At 61.6% G+C, this 14,425-nt stretch carries 16 protein-coding genes; 2 read left to right on the top strand and 14 right to left on the bottom strand.

Annotated elements, in window-relative coordinates; genetic code table 11:
* Nucleotides 1-2 precede the first annotated feature (2 nt).
* On the bottom strand, nucleotides 3-1,115 hold the full coding sequence (locus tag ACFPN2_RS24130; RefSeq protein WP_380601360.1) for a hypothetical protein: 1,113 nt from the start codon (nucleotides 1,113-1,115) through the stop codon (nucleotides 3-5).
* A 136-nt stretch (nucleotides 1,116-1,251) separates the two neighbouring features.
* On the bottom strand, nucleotides 1,252-1,548 hold the full coding sequence (locus ACFPN2_RS24135; RefSeq protein WP_380601362.1) for a putative quinol monooxygenase: 297 nt from the start codon (nucleotides 1,546-1,548) through the stop codon (nucleotides 1,252-1,254).
* A gap of 127 nt (nucleotides 1,549-1,675) precedes the next feature.
* Between ACFPN2_RS24135 and ACFPN2_RS24140 the strand changes: the two genes are divergently transcribed.
* Nucleotides 1,676-2,029 carry a translation initiation factor Sui1 gene (locus ACFPN2_RS24140; protein WP_380601364.1) on the top strand — a complete coding sequence of 118 codons (354 nt, stop codon included), beginning with the start codon at nucleotides 1,676-1,678 and terminating at the stop codon, nucleotides 2,027-2,029.
* A 49-nt stretch (nucleotides 2,030-2,078) separates the two neighbouring features.
* Complete coding sequence (locus ACFPN2_RS24145; protein ID WP_380601365.1) at nucleotides 2,079-2,666, top strand: YceI family protein; 588 nt, start codon at nucleotides 2,079-2,081, stop codon at nucleotides 2,664-2,666.
* 61 nt (nucleotides 2,667-2,727) lie between these two features.
* Here the strand turns inward: ACFPN2_RS24145 and ACFPN2_RS24150 are convergent, their stop codons facing one another.
* The 12 genes from ACFPN2_RS24150 to fabZ all read right to left on the bottom strand — a co-directional run bounded on the left by ACFPN2_RS24150 (nucleotide 2,728) and on the right by fabZ (nucleotide 14,408).
* The gene (locus ACFPN2_RS24150; protein ID WP_380601367.1) at nucleotides 2,728-3,294 is read right to left on the bottom strand and encodes a 2OG-Fe(II) oxygenase; all 567 of its coding nucleotides are present in this window, start codon (nucleotides 3,292-3,294) and stop codon (nucleotides 2,728-2,730) included.
* Between the two features lie 36 nt (nucleotides 3,295-3,330).
* The gene (locus tag ACFPN2_RS24155; protein WP_380601369.1) at nucleotides 3,331-3,816 is read right to left on the bottom strand and encodes a hypothetical protein; all 486 of its coding nucleotides are present in this window, start codon (nucleotides 3,814-3,816) and stop codon (nucleotides 3,331-3,333) included.
* Between the two features lie 294 nt (nucleotides 3,817-4,110).
* A complete protein-coding gene (locus ACFPN2_RS24160; protein ID WP_380601371.1) occupies nucleotides 4,111-4,581 on the bottom strand; it encodes a lipocalin-like domain-containing protein in 471 nt (156 codons plus the stop codon).
* Between the two features lie 43 nt (nucleotides 4,582-4,624).
* On the bottom strand, nucleotides 4,625-5,503 hold the full coding sequence (locus ACFPN2_RS24165) for a hypothetical protein (protein WP_380601372.1): 879 nt from the start codon (nucleotides 5,501-5,503) through the stop codon (nucleotides 4,625-4,627).
* Between the two features lie 5 nt (nucleotides 5,504-5,508).
* Nucleotides 5,509-5,940: a hypothetical protein gene (locus tag ACFPN2_RS24170; protein WP_380601374.1), complete on the bottom strand. Its 432-nt coding sequence runs from the start codon at nucleotides 5,938-5,940 to the stop codon at nucleotides 5,509-5,511.
* Nucleotides 5,941-5,971: 31 nt separating this feature from the next.
* Complete coding sequence (locus ACFPN2_RS24175) at nucleotides 5,972-6,427, bottom strand: hypothetical protein (protein ID WP_380601376.1); 456 nt, start codon at nucleotides 6,425-6,427, stop codon at nucleotides 5,972-5,974.
* A complete protein-coding gene (locus tag ACFPN2_RS24180; RefSeq protein WP_380601378.1) occupies nucleotides 6,424-7,617 on the bottom strand; it encodes an MFS transporter in 1,194 nt (397 codons plus the stop codon). Before ACFPN2_RS24180 ends, ACFPN2_RS24175 begins: the two co-directional genes overlap by 4 nt.
* 31 nt (nucleotides 7,618-7,648) lie before the next feature.
* Nucleotides 7,649-11,203: a DNA polymerase III subunit alpha gene (gene dnaE, locus ACFPN2_RS24185; protein WP_380601380.1), complete on the bottom strand. Its 3,555-nt coding sequence runs from the start codon at nucleotides 11,201-11,203 to the stop codon at nucleotides 7,649-7,651.
* 3 nt (nucleotides 11,204-11,206) lie between these two features.
* Complete coding sequence (gene rnhB, locus ACFPN2_RS24190; protein ID WP_380601382.1) at nucleotides 11,207-11,911, bottom strand: ribonuclease HII; 705 nt, start codon at nucleotides 11,909-11,911, stop codon at nucleotides 11,207-11,209.
* A gap of 5 nt (nucleotides 11,912-11,916) precedes the next feature.
* A complete protein-coding gene (gene lpxB, locus ACFPN2_RS24195; RefSeq protein WP_380601384.1) occupies nucleotides 11,917-13,104 on the bottom strand; it encodes a lipid-A-disaccharide synthase in 1,188 nt (395 codons plus the stop codon).
* 9 nt (nucleotides 13,105-13,113) lie between these two features.
* Nucleotides 13,114-13,902 carry an acyl-ACP--UDP-N-acetylglucosamine O-acyltransferase gene (lpxA, locus tag ACFPN2_RS24200; protein ID WP_380601386.1) on the bottom strand — a complete coding sequence of 263 codons (789 nt, stop codon included), beginning with the start codon at nucleotides 13,900-13,902 and terminating at the stop codon, nucleotides 13,114-13,116.
* A 14-nt stretch (nucleotides 13,903-13,916) separates the two neighbouring features.
* Nucleotides 13,917-14,408 (bottom strand): 3-hydroxyacyl-ACP dehydratase FabZ, encoded by a 492-nt coding sequence (gene fabZ, locus ACFPN2_RS24205; RefSeq protein ID WP_380601388.1) that lies wholly within the window; start codon nucleotides 14,406-14,408, stop codon nucleotides 13,917-13,919.
* Between the last annotated feature and the right edge of the window lie 17 nt (nucleotides 14,409-14,425).

Below are 14,425 nucleotides of genomic sequence, written 5' to 3' on the forward strand. Positions count from 1 at the left end.
TACTAGCCCAATCCCAGCCAGCGGCGCAGTCCCCCTGCGCCGCCCGACCCGCTCTGTGAAGTTCGCACCAGCGGAATCGACTGCAACGCTGAATGCTCCTTCGCATTCGCCGGGCCGCGATGCGCGGCCCGCAGCTTGTTCATCACCACACTAAAGCTGCCGGCGATGGAAGCACTGGCGAGCTCGCCCCGATAACCGATCTCCTGATTCAGCACTCGCTCCGCGACTTCGTCATGAATGCGATCGACGTCGATCGGCAACGCATCGGTGGCATGCAACGGCAGCGAGCAATCGCTGAAGTCCGGCGCGAGATCGACCCGCTCCTCGAACGCCGAGCTGATGGACTGACGATAGCTTGGCGAACGACTGAGCAGATCCATGTCGATCACCAGATCCGCGTGCAGCAACGCGTGCATGTACGACAGCAGATACACCGCGATGAAGGCACGATACGAGAGCTCATCGTCGAGCGTCCGGAAATGCCGACGTAACGAGCGATATTGATGCCGGTACGAATCGCCGCTCAGCTTCGGCAAACGCAGCCAACGAGCGATCGCGCCGGCCGGCGATTCAGGTCGCGCCAGCGCCAGAATCATCAGGGGCTGCAGCTCGAAGTACGACGGTTGAGTCTGCTCACGATACGAACGACTGGACAGCCACTGTTGCAACGGATCGCGCACCAGCACGACATGGCAGCCGTCGAAGACACGCTTGATCGCGCCGACGCGCCCGAGCGAACGTGAGAAGCCGAAGACCGCACGCTTGTTCTCGTTGCGCGCGAACTCGAGCAGCAGCCCGAGATAGTCTTCTTCGAACAACTTCTGGTGAGCCGCGCTGAAGTAACGTTGCGTGGCAAAGCGATCGTCGTAGAAACAAACGCCGCTGGTGCCGACCAACGGCAGATACTCGCTGAAGTAAGGCGCGGACAGCGCGGGATGCCGCGAATCCCAGGTCTGCTCGGTGTTTTTCAGAATGCTCTCGGTAGTGCAGCTCGCCAGCTGCTCGCTGAAGGGCTCGTAGTAACTCAGCGTTTCCCTCAAGGCGCGAAAGCGGTTCCAGACATAGGTGCTGCCGCAGCGCCAGCCTCCGTGCAAATAAACATTCGGTCGTGACATCTCGCTGATCCCGTCGTCGTCAGAACGGGATCAGTGTGACAAACCGGTTACCTCGGGGTCGTTTCAGAATGCAACCAATTGTTGCAGGAACAGGGGGCGTCGGCGGGTGCCGACGCTCCCTGAATAATTATTCATCTTACTTGGTCAAACTGACACCGCCGACAGGCTCGGTCGTGACGTAATCGCCGAATCCCGCGATCAACGGCTTGCCCTTCGCGATGGCGGCCTGCACCGACGGCAACTTCAACGATGCCGAGTGACTTTCCTTGCTGTCCCAAACCTCGGTGATCCAGATCGCGTGCTCGTCCTTCACGTCGCGCGCCACGACGTAGCTCAGGCAGCCCGGCATGCCTTCGATCCCGTCGAGCAGGATGGCGATCAACGCCTCGCGCTGGCCCGGGGTCGCGATCATCTTTCCGATCAGACCGAACATGGTTCATTCCTCCGTGGCATAAGACTTATCCCCGATCTTACAGGGCCCGGCGCGCGGCTCGCAGTTGCGCCCGCCCGTGAAAGCCGCAACACTTTCGTACTATGCAAACTCTGCCCTTTTCTGCTCCATGACCTCGAACCGGATCGTGTACTCCACCGATGTCGGCGAGCGCTGCCCCAACTGCCAGCGCCCGGTGCGGGACTGTGTTTGCAAGAAGGGCACGCCCGGCAAGACCACCAGCGACGGTGTGGTTCGTGTCAGCCGCGAGACCGCGGGCCGCAAGGGTAAAGGCGTGACTGTGATCACCGGGCTCGGCCTGCCGCCCGAGCAACTTGCGGCACTGGCCACCGAGCTCAAGAAGAAGTGCGGCTCGGGCGGCGCGGTCGACAATGGCCGCATCGAGATCCAGGGCGACCATCGCGACAAACTGGTTCAAGAGCTGACGACGCGCGGCTTCAAAGCCAAGCGCGCCGGCGGCTGACGCTTTCGATTCAACCGCTGCCGGTTCGGCAGCCCCAATGGAGACCTGCATGAAATCATCGTCCCTGCTCGCTCTGGCAGTCGCAGCCGCCGCGCTGACTGCGGGCGCCGTGAGCGCCGCTCCGGTCAAGTACAACATCGATCCCAACCACACCTTCCCGAGCTTCACCGCCGACCACATGGGCGGGCTCTCGAACTGGCGCGGCAAGATCAACAGCAGCTCCGGCACCGTCACGCTCGACACCGCCGCCCAGACCGGCACCGTCGATGTGAAGATGGACATGTCGGCCATCGACTTCGGCCACGACAAGTTGAACGATCACGCCAAGGGCGCGGAGATCTTCAACGTCGCGCAGTTCCCCAATGCGACCTACACCGGCAAGCTCACCAACTTCAAGAACGGCGCGCCCACCGAAGTCGACGGCAGCCTGACTCTGCACGGCGTGACCAAGCCGGTGAAGCTGAAGATCAACAGCTTCCTGTGCAAGCCGAACCCGATGACCAAGAAAGAAACCTGCGGCGCGGACGCGAGCGGCAAGATCAACCGCGACGAATTCGGCGTGGACTACGGCAAGGGCTATGGCTTCAAGCAGAACGTCGATCTGCAGATTCAGATCGAGGCCGTGAAGGCCGACTGAGATTTGTTCGATTGATTCGTGCCCGCGCGCGGCGGCTCAGCTCGCCGCGCGCGGGCACGGACTATCCCAGGCGAACCGGCTTCAGAGGGCCGTAGATCACATCGGATCGCAGCACGTATTTGACGCCCGCGATCAGCAGACTGCCCTCGTGACCGAGCTCATGCTCGAACAATAACGCCATGCCCCGCTTGCCCGCCACCGAGACGGATTCGAAGCGGGTGTCGCCGCCTTCATAGCCATCGTTGAGATAAATCATGAAGGTCAACAGGCTCTGCTCGCCGTTGTCCCTGGTAAACGCCCCATCGAAGTGCCAGCTAAATCGTTGCCCGGGCATGTAACGGTAGTAGCGTAGCCGCTCATTCAATCCCCGCACCTGTCGGCCATAGCTCCTTCGCGGCACAAACTTACCGACGCGCTTCCAGATGCGCGTCGCCATCTCCATGTCATCCACGATCACCCGATCGTTGTCGCGAACTTCCGTGTTCAGCAGCGGCCCATCGCGCGCGGTGATGGTGGCGACCTCGAATCCCTGTCGCTCCGCGAACGCGATCTGCTCCTGACATTCGTCCGGGGTCAGGACGTCACTGATCGTGAAAATGCCCGCTGAGAGATCCTGTCGTTGCATCATCGCGAGCTCCTTTCGCTTTGACCCAAGCAGTAAACGTCATCCGGCGGCGTCGGGCGAGCGATATTTGGGCGACAGCTTTTTCAAATACTCCGCTTCCAGTTCGCGCCGTCGCTCCTGAAAACGATCGGGACAGGTATCCTTGGCGAAGTTCGCCTTGTCGAGCTCATTGAAGCTGACCACCAGGTCGTCGCCGATCGAGACCGCCTCGCGACAATCGACGAAGGCGATCGATGAGGCAACGATGGCGTCGCCGGGCTTGTAGTCGCCCTTCCAGGATTCGATCACCGCAAACTCGAACGAGAAATCCTTGTCGCTCACGCGCCGGAGCGCGCGGACTCGCAATACGTTGGTGCGATTGGTCAGCAGCCACTCGACCGACTTCTTCACCTTGGCGGGATCGATTTTCGGCGCCGGTTGACAAACACACGCGTTGGATACCGGCGGCAACGCCAGACTGGCCGCGACGATCAACCAATAGCGCGAGACGCGCCCCGGACTGGCCCCGGAAGATGGAAAAAACATGCCCGCTCCCTATCGACACCCGAAATCTCTGGGTCAGACCCGCTGCGCGGCGGTCATTCCCTGTCCTGCGGGCTCCGAGGCATTGTCATAATTCAGTCGCCATCGAACGCCCGAGTGCTGATTGTGCGTATTTCGCAGGGCGAGCCATAGATGGATGTCGTCAACGCCGCTGATTTTTTTCTGTTTGCTGTTCGACGTCGTTGACGCGTCCATGCATACGAACCACTTCCTGGAGCGTCTTTGACGGACGTTCTCAGAAATTCCATTCGTGCCACCGGTGTCAGGTGATTTTCGTCAACGCTCACGGCGCCAGACCGCCGTGAATACCAACTCTCTACCTTCGTGAGTCCATTTCCCCGAAAGTTTGAGCGTGTCCCCTTCCAGAACGTAACTTCGCGCAAGCCGGCGTCCTTCATCGGCCGGATCCAGACTGACGGAAGGAATGTGCGTCACCGTTCCGGTGGCGACGTCGACTTCATAGCGACCGGCATAACCCGTGGAAGAACCCTCGCCGACGGTTTGTCGCAGCTCGCTCAACATGGCGCTGTCGACCCGCCACGCTCTGCCCTTGGGCATGAGATTCACAGAGACGTAACCGTCGGTTGTATAGATCAACAGCCCTTCATACGCCGGGCCGGGGATGTCGACGGGCGCACCGTTGAGCGTGGTGTTTATTTCTTTCTGGAAGCGCCACACGCCCGCGAGCGTGTCCGCTTGCACCTGCGTTGCCATCGCGGCTGCGAGCCACACCACGAGTCTGCTCATTTGTCTCATCCCCGATCGTGCGTTTCCGGGCTACATCAGGCCATCATGGTTCGATCGCCATCAGATCCCGAATGTCTTGATCCCACCGCGGTACAAATTCCGGCTGATTGAGCGTACTCCGCAAGGCGCGCCACAGGTAAATGTCATTGGCGCCACTCATTTGATCCGCTTCTCGCCACTTGCCACCGGGGTTCGCTGCGCCATCGCTGCGGTCCAGCTCTTCGAGGAAGGCTTTGAGAAAACTGCCGCCACCGGGATCCAGCTGCGTCGCCAGCCGCCGCCAGAACGGAGCGGCGTCATACGTTTGTCGGAACAACGCCTGGACCTCTTCCGGCGACTTCGGCAAGCGCCCCGCGCCCGCTTTATTCAATTGCTCGACCCAACGCGCGGTGCCCTCGGTGTACCAGCGGTTTTTGAAGAACGTGTAGCCGTTTTGATAGAGATGAAACAGCTCGTGGGCCGCCGTGGCATTGTTGGCCGGCACGCTGTTGGAGATATCGATCACCAACACCCGCACCTTTCTTCCGCCGTCCTGCTTGCGAGCAAACGACGAGAGTTCGTCATACGCAACCCCATGTTTCGGCCCGCCCGGACTCAAGGGGAAACTCAGCAAATTCACATCGATGAACTCGACCTGATTCCGATACCGCGCGCTGGCCATCGGGGATGCGAGGCGAAGCTGCTCCTCGTACATCTCCCGCGCGCTCACCAATTCACGCGCGATGCGCTCGACATAGTCCGGCGTGCCGTTACGATTCGCATCCTCGCCATTCGGCAAAGCATCCTCTCCCGAACGCGAGAAGAAGATGCGGAACTCCCCCACCCGATACATCTCCCCCAACGCCGCCCTCCGCTCTCGCCACTCCGCGTGACTCGGTAGCGCGAAGCAGACCAGCAACGCGGCTATTAAAAATCTGATCATCCTAATCATTCCCAGCTATCTTCCCATTCGACCCGAAGAGGTGCACTCGTATCAGTCAGCCAGGCGTTGATCGCAGCGCCGACGCGATTGAAATCCATCGGCAGCCCACGAACATAGAAATGCGCTTCGGCGCGAAGCGGGGCCGCCCCGCGCACCTCCGACTCGACCTCCAAGGCCGACTGCCCGGTCGGCTTGATCAGGAAAACGCGCAGGCGCAGATAGTCATGGTACTGCGGATCCTTCGCGCCGGATTCCAACGATGCCTCGGTCGCGCCGTTCCATGGGAAATTCTCGAGCGCAGCGGCAAATTTCGTCAGGGTCTCCGGATAGAGATAAGTTTCGTGATAGGTGCTGTGTGTCGACCCACTCACTGTCACCGCGAGACTCAGCATGGTGTCAGAGTCGGTCCACAGCACCTGGAACCGCAAAGAGTTCATCCACTGCTCCTCAGCCGAACAAGCGCTCCGGTCAGCATCCCTTCGTCTTCAGCGCCGGATTCGCCTGTTTCAGTTCGTACAACAATAGATATTGATCGGTGAACTGGCCGGGGAAGCGGATCTTGCCGTTGCGGTGTTCGAGCTCGTAGCCGGAGATGCCGGCTTGCACGTTGAGGTTCTTCGGCTGGATCGACAGCAGCTCGGAAACGCGCACCGTCTGAGTTTTCAGCACCGACTTGAACACCAGTTGCCGATCGCGGGTGACAGAGATCCGGTAAGGCAGTCGCAGGGTCGTGGCGGCGTAGATTCCAAGGAAGACGATCAGGAACAGCAGCGGCACGAATCGAAAAAACGGTGCGTCCGGCGGGCCCGCTTCGTTGAACACCGTCAAGAAGAACACTGGAAATATGATCAGCACCAGCAACGGCGCCCCGATCGCGAACTTCTGCATTCCCGTGAGAAAGAGATCGTACTGTCTAGGCGTCATCCCATAACTTCCCGTTGCGCGGCGCGTTCGCCGAGCACGGAGCATGCCAGCGCGGCAAGCACGAACACAAACCCAACCCACGACATGAAGCGCGCCGGCACCAGCGTCCACGCGGTCGAGCCGATGCTCGCACCGACCGCCATACCGAAATAGGTCACGGACGAATTGAGCGCAATCGTAGCGGCAGCGAGCATGGGTGCGACGGCAGCCAGTCGCGCCTGTTGTACGGCGGGAAAGCCGGAGCTGCCAAAGCTCCATAGAAACTGCGCGACATAGATGGTCGCGAACCAGAAAGAGAACAGCGGCCACAACAGCAACATGGTCGCCGAAGAAATGTTACAGCGATAAGCAACGAGGGTCGCACCGAACCGCCGTACCATACGAACGCTCAGCAAATTACCGAGCAACGCGCCGCCGCCCGCAGTAAACAAGAGCAAGGCCAGCGAAGGACCGGCGATCCCCTGCACTTCTTTAACGATGGGCGCGATATAACTCATCATGACGGCACTGCCGACATTGGCGAGTCCGGTAGCCGCCGTCAGCCAGCGCAGCGCCGGTGAGCGCAGCACCTGAAACCAGCGAACCCAGTTGAGCGGCGGCACCATCACATTCGAAGGCAACGAGCGCCAGATGAAGATCGCAATGACGGCGCTCGCCACGCCGATGAATGCAAATGACATGCGCCACGACGACAGCGACGCGATCAACACGGAAATGGGATTGCCGAGCACGGCACCGACCGACCAGCCGACCATCAGTTTGGCAAGCACCGGCGCCCGCTCCTTCTCAGGCGTGAGCATGGTCAGCGTCGCGGCTACCTGAGGCGTATAAACAGCGGAGGTCACGGCCGCGAGCACGCGAGCCAGCATCAAATGATCGTAGGTCTGGCTGAGCGCGGCCAGGAGATTCGCGAGCGAGCCAATCGCCATCGAGCCGGTGAGCAGCTTACGTCGATCGATGCGGGAGCCCAGGGTAGCCAGCGTCGGCGCGCAGACGGCGGCGGCGATGCCGAAGGCGGCGATCAGCAGGCCGGCCTGATGAATAGGAATCTGCAACGACGCGGAAATATCGTTGAGCAGGCCGCCGACGCTCAGAAAGCTGGTGGCGACGAAGAAATTGCCGGCGATGAGGACGAAGAGTCGCTGGGGAGGCACGGAGGTGAGCGATTGGAAATTCGTTGGAGACATCATCTCCGACCGACAGCCAATCGCCAATGACTAACTACTCACCGCCTCGACTGCCGCCGGCCGGCGGGCCGTAAATCAGCTTGAAGCCATCATGTCCGCACAGCTGGGACAATCGTTCCGTCACTTCGCGCGTCGGTTTGATCTGCCACTCTTGAGAAAGTACGAGCTCGGCTCGCGCAGCGGAACCGGTGTAATAAACCGCGACTGCACAGCGGCCGCCGCGGAACGGGCGCAGCGTCTGTTCGAGTTGTTTGAGAAAGCCGCGTTGGCCCGCCGCATCCAGCCCCGGCGGCCAACGGATCGCCAGGCGCTTGGCGTATTCCTCGCGGGCCTGATCGATATCCTTGACCTTCTTGGCGTTGAGACGCCAGCCCTCGATGTACTCGTCATACCGCAGCTGACCTTCGACGATCACGATGGCGCTCTTGGCGATCACCGTGCGGTACTGCTGCCACTGGTCTTCGAACATCGACGCTTCCATGCGGCCGCTGCGGTCGTCGAGCGTGAAGATCACCCGCTGGCCGCGCTTGCCGACGTCGAACACCATGCCGCCCACCGTCACCGGCTTGCCCTTGAACTGCTGGAAGCTGCCTTCCTGAGCCGGCGCCGGCCGGTCGCTGGTCAGATCGACGATACGACCGCTGGTGATGGGCTTGACCTCCGCCTCGAACTCTTCGAAGGGATGGCCGGTGAGATACAAACCGAGAGTGTCGCGCTCGCCGTCGAGGCGCACGCGCCGGCTCCAGTCCGGCAGCACCTCTGTGACAACCTGCGGCGGCGCCGCCGCGCTCGTGTCCATCAAGCCGAACATGTCGTCCTGACCGACCGCACGCGCGCGAATGGTTTGATCGGCGAGCTGCATCGCCGAGGGCAGCGAATGCATCAGCGTCGCGCGATTGGCACCGAGCGAATCGACCGCACCGGAGCGGATCAACGCTTCCAGCACGCGACGATTCATTCGATTCGCATCGCTGCGCCGGCACATGTCCGCCAGATCGCGATACGGCTCTTTGTCTCTTTGCTCGACCAGCTCCTCGACCACGTTCTGGCCGACGCCTTTGATCGCACCCAGGCCGTAACGAATCGTCCGTTCGCCCGACACGGTGAACATGAACTGCGAGAAATTCACATCCGGCGGCTCGACCTTCAGCTTCATGCGACGCGCTTCGTCGATGAGCGTCACGACCTTGTCGGTCTTGTCCATATCGGACGACAACACCGCCGCCATGAACGCCGCCGGATAGTGCGCCTTCAACCACGCGGTTTGATACGTCAGCAGCGCGTACGCGGCCGAGTGCGACTTGTTGAAGCCGTAACCGGCGAACTTCTCCATCAGGTCGAAGATGTGCTCGGCTTGCGCCTGATCGACACCGCGCCCGGTGGCGCCCGTGACGAAAATGGTCCGTTGCTTGGCCATTTCCTCGGGCTTCTTTTTACCCATCGCGCGACGAAGCAAGTCGGCGCCGCCGAGCGAATAACCGGCGAGCACCTGCGCGATCTGCATCACTTGCTCTTGATACAAGATGACGCCGTAAGTCGGCGCGAGCACCGGCTTCAGGTCGGGATGCAGATAATCGATGGGACCCGTCGTGGTACCGCGTTTGCGCGCGATGAAGTCGTCCACCATGCCCGACTCGAGCGGACCGGGACGGAACAGCGCCACGAGCGCGACGATATCTTCGAAGCAGTCCGGCTGCAGGCGGCGGATCAGATCTTTCATGCCGCGGGATTCCAGCTGGAACACCGCGGTGGTCTCGTAACGCTTCAGCAGGTCGAACGTCGCGGCGTCATCCATCGGCAACGCGTTGATGTCCAGCGGCGGCTCGCCCTTCTGTGCGCGTTGAGCATTGATGACCTTCAGCGCCCAATCGATGATGGTGAGCGTGCGCAAGCCCAGGAAGTCGAATTTCACCAGGCCGGCCTGTTCGACGTCGTCCTTGTCGAACTGCGTCACCACACTCTGACCGTTCTCGTCGCAGAACAAGGGCGAGAAGTCCGTGAGCACGGACGGCGAGATGACCACGCCACCGGCGTGCATGCCGGCGTTACGCACCAGGCCTTCGAGCGACATCGCCATATCCAGAATGGCGCGGGTCTCTTCTTCGTTCTGATACCGACGCCGCAGCTCTTCTTCCTTAGCGAGCGCGTCTTTCAGGGTGATGCCGAGCTCGAACGGAATCAGCTTGGCGATGGAGTCGGCGAAGCCATAGCTCTGACCGAACACGCGCGCCACGTCGCGCACCACGGCCTTCGCCGCCATGGTGCCGTAAGTGATGATCTGCGAAACGCGCTCGCGACCGTAGTGACGCGCTACGTAATCGATGACGCGGTCGCGACCGTCCATGCAGAAGTCGACGTCGAAGTCGGGCATGGAGACGCGCTCGGGATTCAGGAAGCGCTCGAACAGCAAGTCATAGCGCAGCGGATCGATGTCGGTGATGCCGAGACAGAACGCCACCAGCGAGCCTGCACCGGAGCCGCGGCCCGGTCCGACCGGCACGCCGTTCTCCTTCGCCCATTTGATGAAGTCCGCGACGATCAGGAAGTAGCCGGGGAAGCCCATCTGGATGATGACACCCAGCTCGATCTCGAGTCGGTCCCAGTATTCCTGATCGGTGATTTCGCGACCCTTCACCGGCGACGCTTTGAGCTGAATCAGTCGTTGCGTCAACCCGTTGCGCGACTGCTCGCGCAGGAAGTCGTCGACCGGCATGTCGCCCGGGGTGGGAAACTTCGGCAGCACGCTCTTGCCGAGCTTCAGCTCCAGGCTGCAGCGACGCGCGATCTCGACGGTGTTCTCGAGCGCCTCGGGCACGTCCTTGAACAGGTCGGCCATTTCCTTCGGCGACTTAAGATATTGCTGCTCGGAGTAGCGACGGGGCCGCTTCGCGTCGCCGAGCAACACGCCTTCGTGAATACAAACACGCGCTTCGTGCGATTCAAAATCCTCGCGGCGGATGAAGCGCACGTCGTTGGTGGCAACGACTGGGATGCCGCGCTCGACGGCGAGATCCAACGCACCTTGCACGTGGCGCTCATCGCCCTCGCGACCGGTACGTTGCAATTCGAGATAGAAACGATCGCCGAACAGGCTCAGCCAGAAGTCCAGCGCGTTATTGGCCTCATCGCTGCGGCCATTGAGGATAGCGCGACCGATATCGCCTTCGCGCGCACCGGACAGCGCGATCAGTCCTTTCAGATCTTCGGGATTCAGCCAGCTGCGATCGACCGTGGCCACGCCTTTTTTCTGGCCTTCCAGATAAGACTTGCTGACCAGCTTCGAGAGATTGTTATAACCGACCGCGTTCTGACACAGCAGCACCAGCGACGACGGCTCGGCGCGCTCGCCGGCTTCGTAGATACGCAGATCGACGCCGATGATGGGCTTCACGCCGGCGGACTGCGCCGCCTTGTAGAACTTCACCATCGCGAACAGATTGCTCTGATCGGTGAGCGCCACCGACGGCATCTTCGCGGCCGCGACCGAATCCATCAGGCCAGGGATGCCCTCGCCTTCGCTGGTGATGCGCACCACGCTGTCGACCAGCGAGTACTCGGTGTGCAGATGAAGATGGACGAACGCAGACACCGCTTACAGCCCGACCGCCAGGGAAGACTCGGAAACATCGGGCATCATCTCGCCCATGTCGGCGAGCGACAGGCGCCGCTCAGCGGCGAGCCGCACCGGCTCGAAGCTACGGCGATGGATCGGCGTCGGACCGTGACGCTTCAGCGCCTTGTAGTGTTGCGGCGTGCTGTAGCCCTTGTGAGAAGCAAAGCCGTATTCGGGATAGAGCGCATCCAGCTCGACCATCATCCGATCGCGCGTCGTCTTGGCGAGAATCGACGCCGCACCGATACAGGTCTTGAGCGCGTCGCCATCGATGATGGCTTCGTAGCTGCACTTCATCGGCAGGTCGATGAACGAGCAGCACAGATTGCCATCGATCTGCACGTGACCCGGCTGGATGTGCAAACCGATCAATGCGCGGCGCATCGCCAGGTGCGTGGCCTGCAGGATGTTGTGGCAATCGATTTCTTCGACATCGGCCCAGGCGACCGCCCAGGACAACGCTGCGCCACGAATCTTGATCGCGAGTTCTTCGCGCTCTTCGGCTTCGAGCTGCTTGGAATCTTTGATGCCCCGGATACGACGGCGCGGATCGAGAATGACCGCGGCGGCGACCACCGGTCCCGCCAGCGGCCCGCGCCCTGCCTCGTCGACGCCGGCGACCAGCCCAGGCGCCTGCAACGGCAAGGCCATCGTCCGTTGAGATGCCCGCTGAGATGCTGCCATCGTTTCTACACCGACAAGCGTCGCTTCACCAACAAGTCCACGATCGCGTCCGCCGCACGCGCGCTGGCGTCGCGCCGGAGGGTTTCGTGGATCGAGGTGAAAGTTTGCACGAGCGAGGCGCGATCGGCACGTTCCAATTGTTGAAGCACCGCGGGACCGAGCACCTCGGCGCGCACGTCGGCATTGAAGAATTCCGGCACCAGCTCCCGGCCCGCCAGCAGATTGGGCTGCGAGAAGAACGGCGCCTTGAAGAGTTTCAAATGCTTGAGCAAAAAACTTGTCAGCATCCCTAAACGGTACGCAACCACCATCGGGCGCTTCACCAGGGTCGCTTCCAGGGTCGCGGTGCCCGAGGCGAGCAGCACGACGTCGCTGGCTGCCATCACCGTCTGCGCATGGCCGTTGATCAGCGTGACCCGGTCAAGCAGCGCCGGGTTGCCGAGAGCGGCCCGTTCCAGCGCTTCCTCGAAAATTCTGCGCGCCGGCTCGTTGGCCAGCGCCGCGATGAAACGCAACTGCGGCCGCTCATGAAGCAGCCACGCCATGGTTTGCGTGAAGTCCGGACTGAGCCGCGACACCTCGCCTTGCCGGCTGCCGGGCAGTACCGCGACGTACTGACCTTTCTCCGGCAGGGCCAACTGATAACGCGCCGTCTCGGCGCTCAGCTGCATGGGCACGACGTCGGCAAGCGGATGGCCGACGAATTCCGCGTGCACGGAATGCGTGTCGTAAAACGGTTTCTCGAACGGCAGCAGACACAGCACCAGGTCGACGGCTCGGCCAATCGTGTTCACGCGCCCTTGCCGCCAGGCCCAGACCTGCGGACTGACGTATTGAACCGTGGGAATGCCCGCATCTTTGAAGCGCGGCGCGATGCGCAGATTGAATTCCTTCGCGTCGACGCCGACATACACCGCCGGCCGTTCGGCCAGCACGCGGTCGACCAACTGTCGCCGGATCTTGAGCAGCCGCGGCAGATGGGGAAGGATTTCGAACAGCCCCATCACCGACAGATTTTCCATGCGCTCCCAGGCCTCGCAGCCCGCGGCAACCATGCGCGAGCCGGCGATGCCAGCGAAGCGGGCCTGCGGAATGCGCTGGCGCAGCGCTGTGATTAATTGGGCACCGAGGTTATCGCCCGATGCCTCGCCGGCGACCAGGACGATTAGTGGTGCGGCGTCAGAACTAGCCACTTATTTTTGCTACCTGACGATGCCAACCCGCTCGCGGCGCGGCGTGGAGTCGTTGAGGAAATCGATCAGCGGCTGCAGCTCGGGCTGAGTCTTGGCGCGCTCCTCGATCTGTTCGGTCGCTTCGATCAGCTTCAGCTGCGAGCGATACAGGATGCGATAGGCATCGCGAATGTTTCTGATCTGCTCGGGCGAGTAGCCGCGACGCTTCAGCCCTTCCGAATTCACGCTGTGCGGCTCAGCGGGACGCCCCACCGCCATCACGAACGGCGGCACGTCGCGCGTCACCGCGGTGTTGTTCGCGATGAACGCATGCGCGCCGACCTGACAGAACTGATGAATGCCGGCGAAGCCGCCCATGTGCACCCAGTCGCCGATGATCACGTGACCGCCGAGCGTGCCGTAATTCGCCAGCACACAGTGCGAGCCGATCACGCAGTCGTGCCCGACGTGCGAGCCGGTCATGAACAGATTGTCGCTGCCGATGCGCGTGACCAGCTGATCCTTGGTGGTGCCGCGATTGATGGTGGTGTTCTCGCGGAACGTGTTCCGGTCGCCGATCTCGAGCCGCGTCGGCTCATTGTTGTATTTCAGATCCTGCGGAGCCGCGCCGATCGAGGCGAACTGAAAAATCTTGTTGTCGCTGCCGATCGTGGTCGGGCCGTCGACAACGACGTGCGGACCGATCCAGGTGCCTGCGCCGATGACGACGCCGGCACCGATGACGGTGTACGCGCCAACTTGCACATCCGGCGCGAGCTGCGCGCTGGGATCGATCAGCGCTGTGGGATGAATAGCCATCTTGGCAACTCTGATTACTTACGCGTTTCGCCAGGGGCAACCATCATCTCGGCGCTGCACGCCTCCTCGCCGTTGACCTCGGCGATCGTGGAGAACTTCCAGATGCCGCGGATCGAGCGCTCCAGCGTCGCCTTCAGAATCAGCTGATCGCCCGGCTCCACCGGCTTGCGAAAGCGCGCCTTGTCGATGCCGACGAAGTACAGCTGACGGTGCTCGTCCGGGTACACGCCGGCGGTCACGAACGCCAGGATGCCGGCGGTCTGGGCCAGCGCTTCGAGAATGATCACGCCTGGAAACACCGGCCGGTGCGGAAAGTGGCCGGGAAAGAACGGCTCGTTGATGGTGACGTTCTTGAGCGCCCGGATGTGCTTGCCGGAAACGCATTCGAGCACCCGGTCCACCAGCAGGAACGGATAGCGATGCGGCAGGCGGCGCATGACTTCGTGAATATCCATATCGATGGACTGGGTCAACACGTCGCTGGCAGTCTGGGTGCTATCGGTCATCTGAAGCCTTGTTATTC

It is taken from the genome of Steroidobacter flavus (genome assembly GCF_042651805.1).
Lineage (GTDB): Bacteria > Pseudomonadota > Gammaproteobacteria > Steroidobacterales > Steroidobacteraceae > Steroidobacter > Steroidobacter flavus.

Excerpts from the sequence above, each read along its gene's own strand:
- ACFPN2_RS24155 (WP_380601369.1), bottom strand. The coding sequence starts at position 3,816 with ATGTTTTTTCCATCTTCCGGGGCCAGTCCGGGGCGCGTCTCGCGCTAT.
- lpxA (WP_380601386.1), bottom strand. The coding sequence starts at position 13,902 with ATGGCTATTCATCCCACAGCGCTGATCGATCCCAGCGCGCAGCTCGCG.
- fabZ (WP_380601388.1), bottom strand. The coding sequence starts at position 14,408 with ATGACCGATAGCACCCAGACTGCCAGCGACGTGTTGACCCAGTCCATC.
- ACFPN2_RS24130 (WP_380601360.1), bottom strand. The coding sequence starts at position 1,115 with ATGTCACGACCGAATGTTTATTTGCACGGAGGCTGGCGCTGCGGCAGC.
- ACFPN2_RS24175 (WP_380601376.1), bottom strand. The coding sequence starts at position 6,427 with ATGACGCCTAGACAGTACGATCTCTTTCTCACGGGAATGCAGAAGTTC.
- rnhB (WP_380601382.1), bottom strand. The coding sequence starts at position 11,911 with ATGGCAGCATCTCAGCGGGCATCTCAACGGACGATGGCCTTGCCGTTG.
- ACFPN2_RS24170 (WP_380601374.1), bottom strand. The coding sequence starts at position 5,940 with ATGAACTCTTTGCGGTTCCAGGTGCTGTGGACCGACTCTGACACCATG.
- ACFPN2_RS24150 (WP_380601367.1), bottom strand. The coding sequence starts at position 3,294 with ATGATGCAACGACAGGATCTCTCAGCGGGCATTTTCACGATCAGTGAC.
- ACFPN2_RS24180 (WP_380601378.1), bottom strand. The coding sequence starts at position 7,617 with ATGATGTCTCCAACGAATTTCCAATCGCTCACCTCCGTGCCTCCCCAG.
- ACFPN2_RS24145 (WP_380601365.1), top strand. The coding sequence starts at position 2,079 with ATGAAATCATCGTCCCTGCTCGCTCTGGCAGTCGCAGCCGCCGCGCTG.
- ACFPN2_RS24140 (WP_380601364.1), top strand. The coding sequence starts at position 1,676 with ATGACCTCGAACCGGATCGTGTACTCCACCGATGTCGGCGAGCGCTGC.
- ACFPN2_RS24165 (WP_380601372.1), bottom strand. The coding sequence starts at position 5,503 with ATGATCAGATTTTTAATAGCCGCGTTGCTGGTCTGCTTCGCGCTACCG.
- ACFPN2_RS24135 (WP_380601362.1), bottom strand. The coding sequence starts at position 1,548 with ATGTTCGGTCTGATCGGAAAGATGATCGCGACCCCGGGCCAGCGCGAG.
- ACFPN2_RS24160 (WP_380601371.1), bottom strand. The coding sequence starts at position 4,581 with ATGAGCAGACTCGTGGTGTGGCTCGCAGCCGCGATGGCAACGCAGGTG.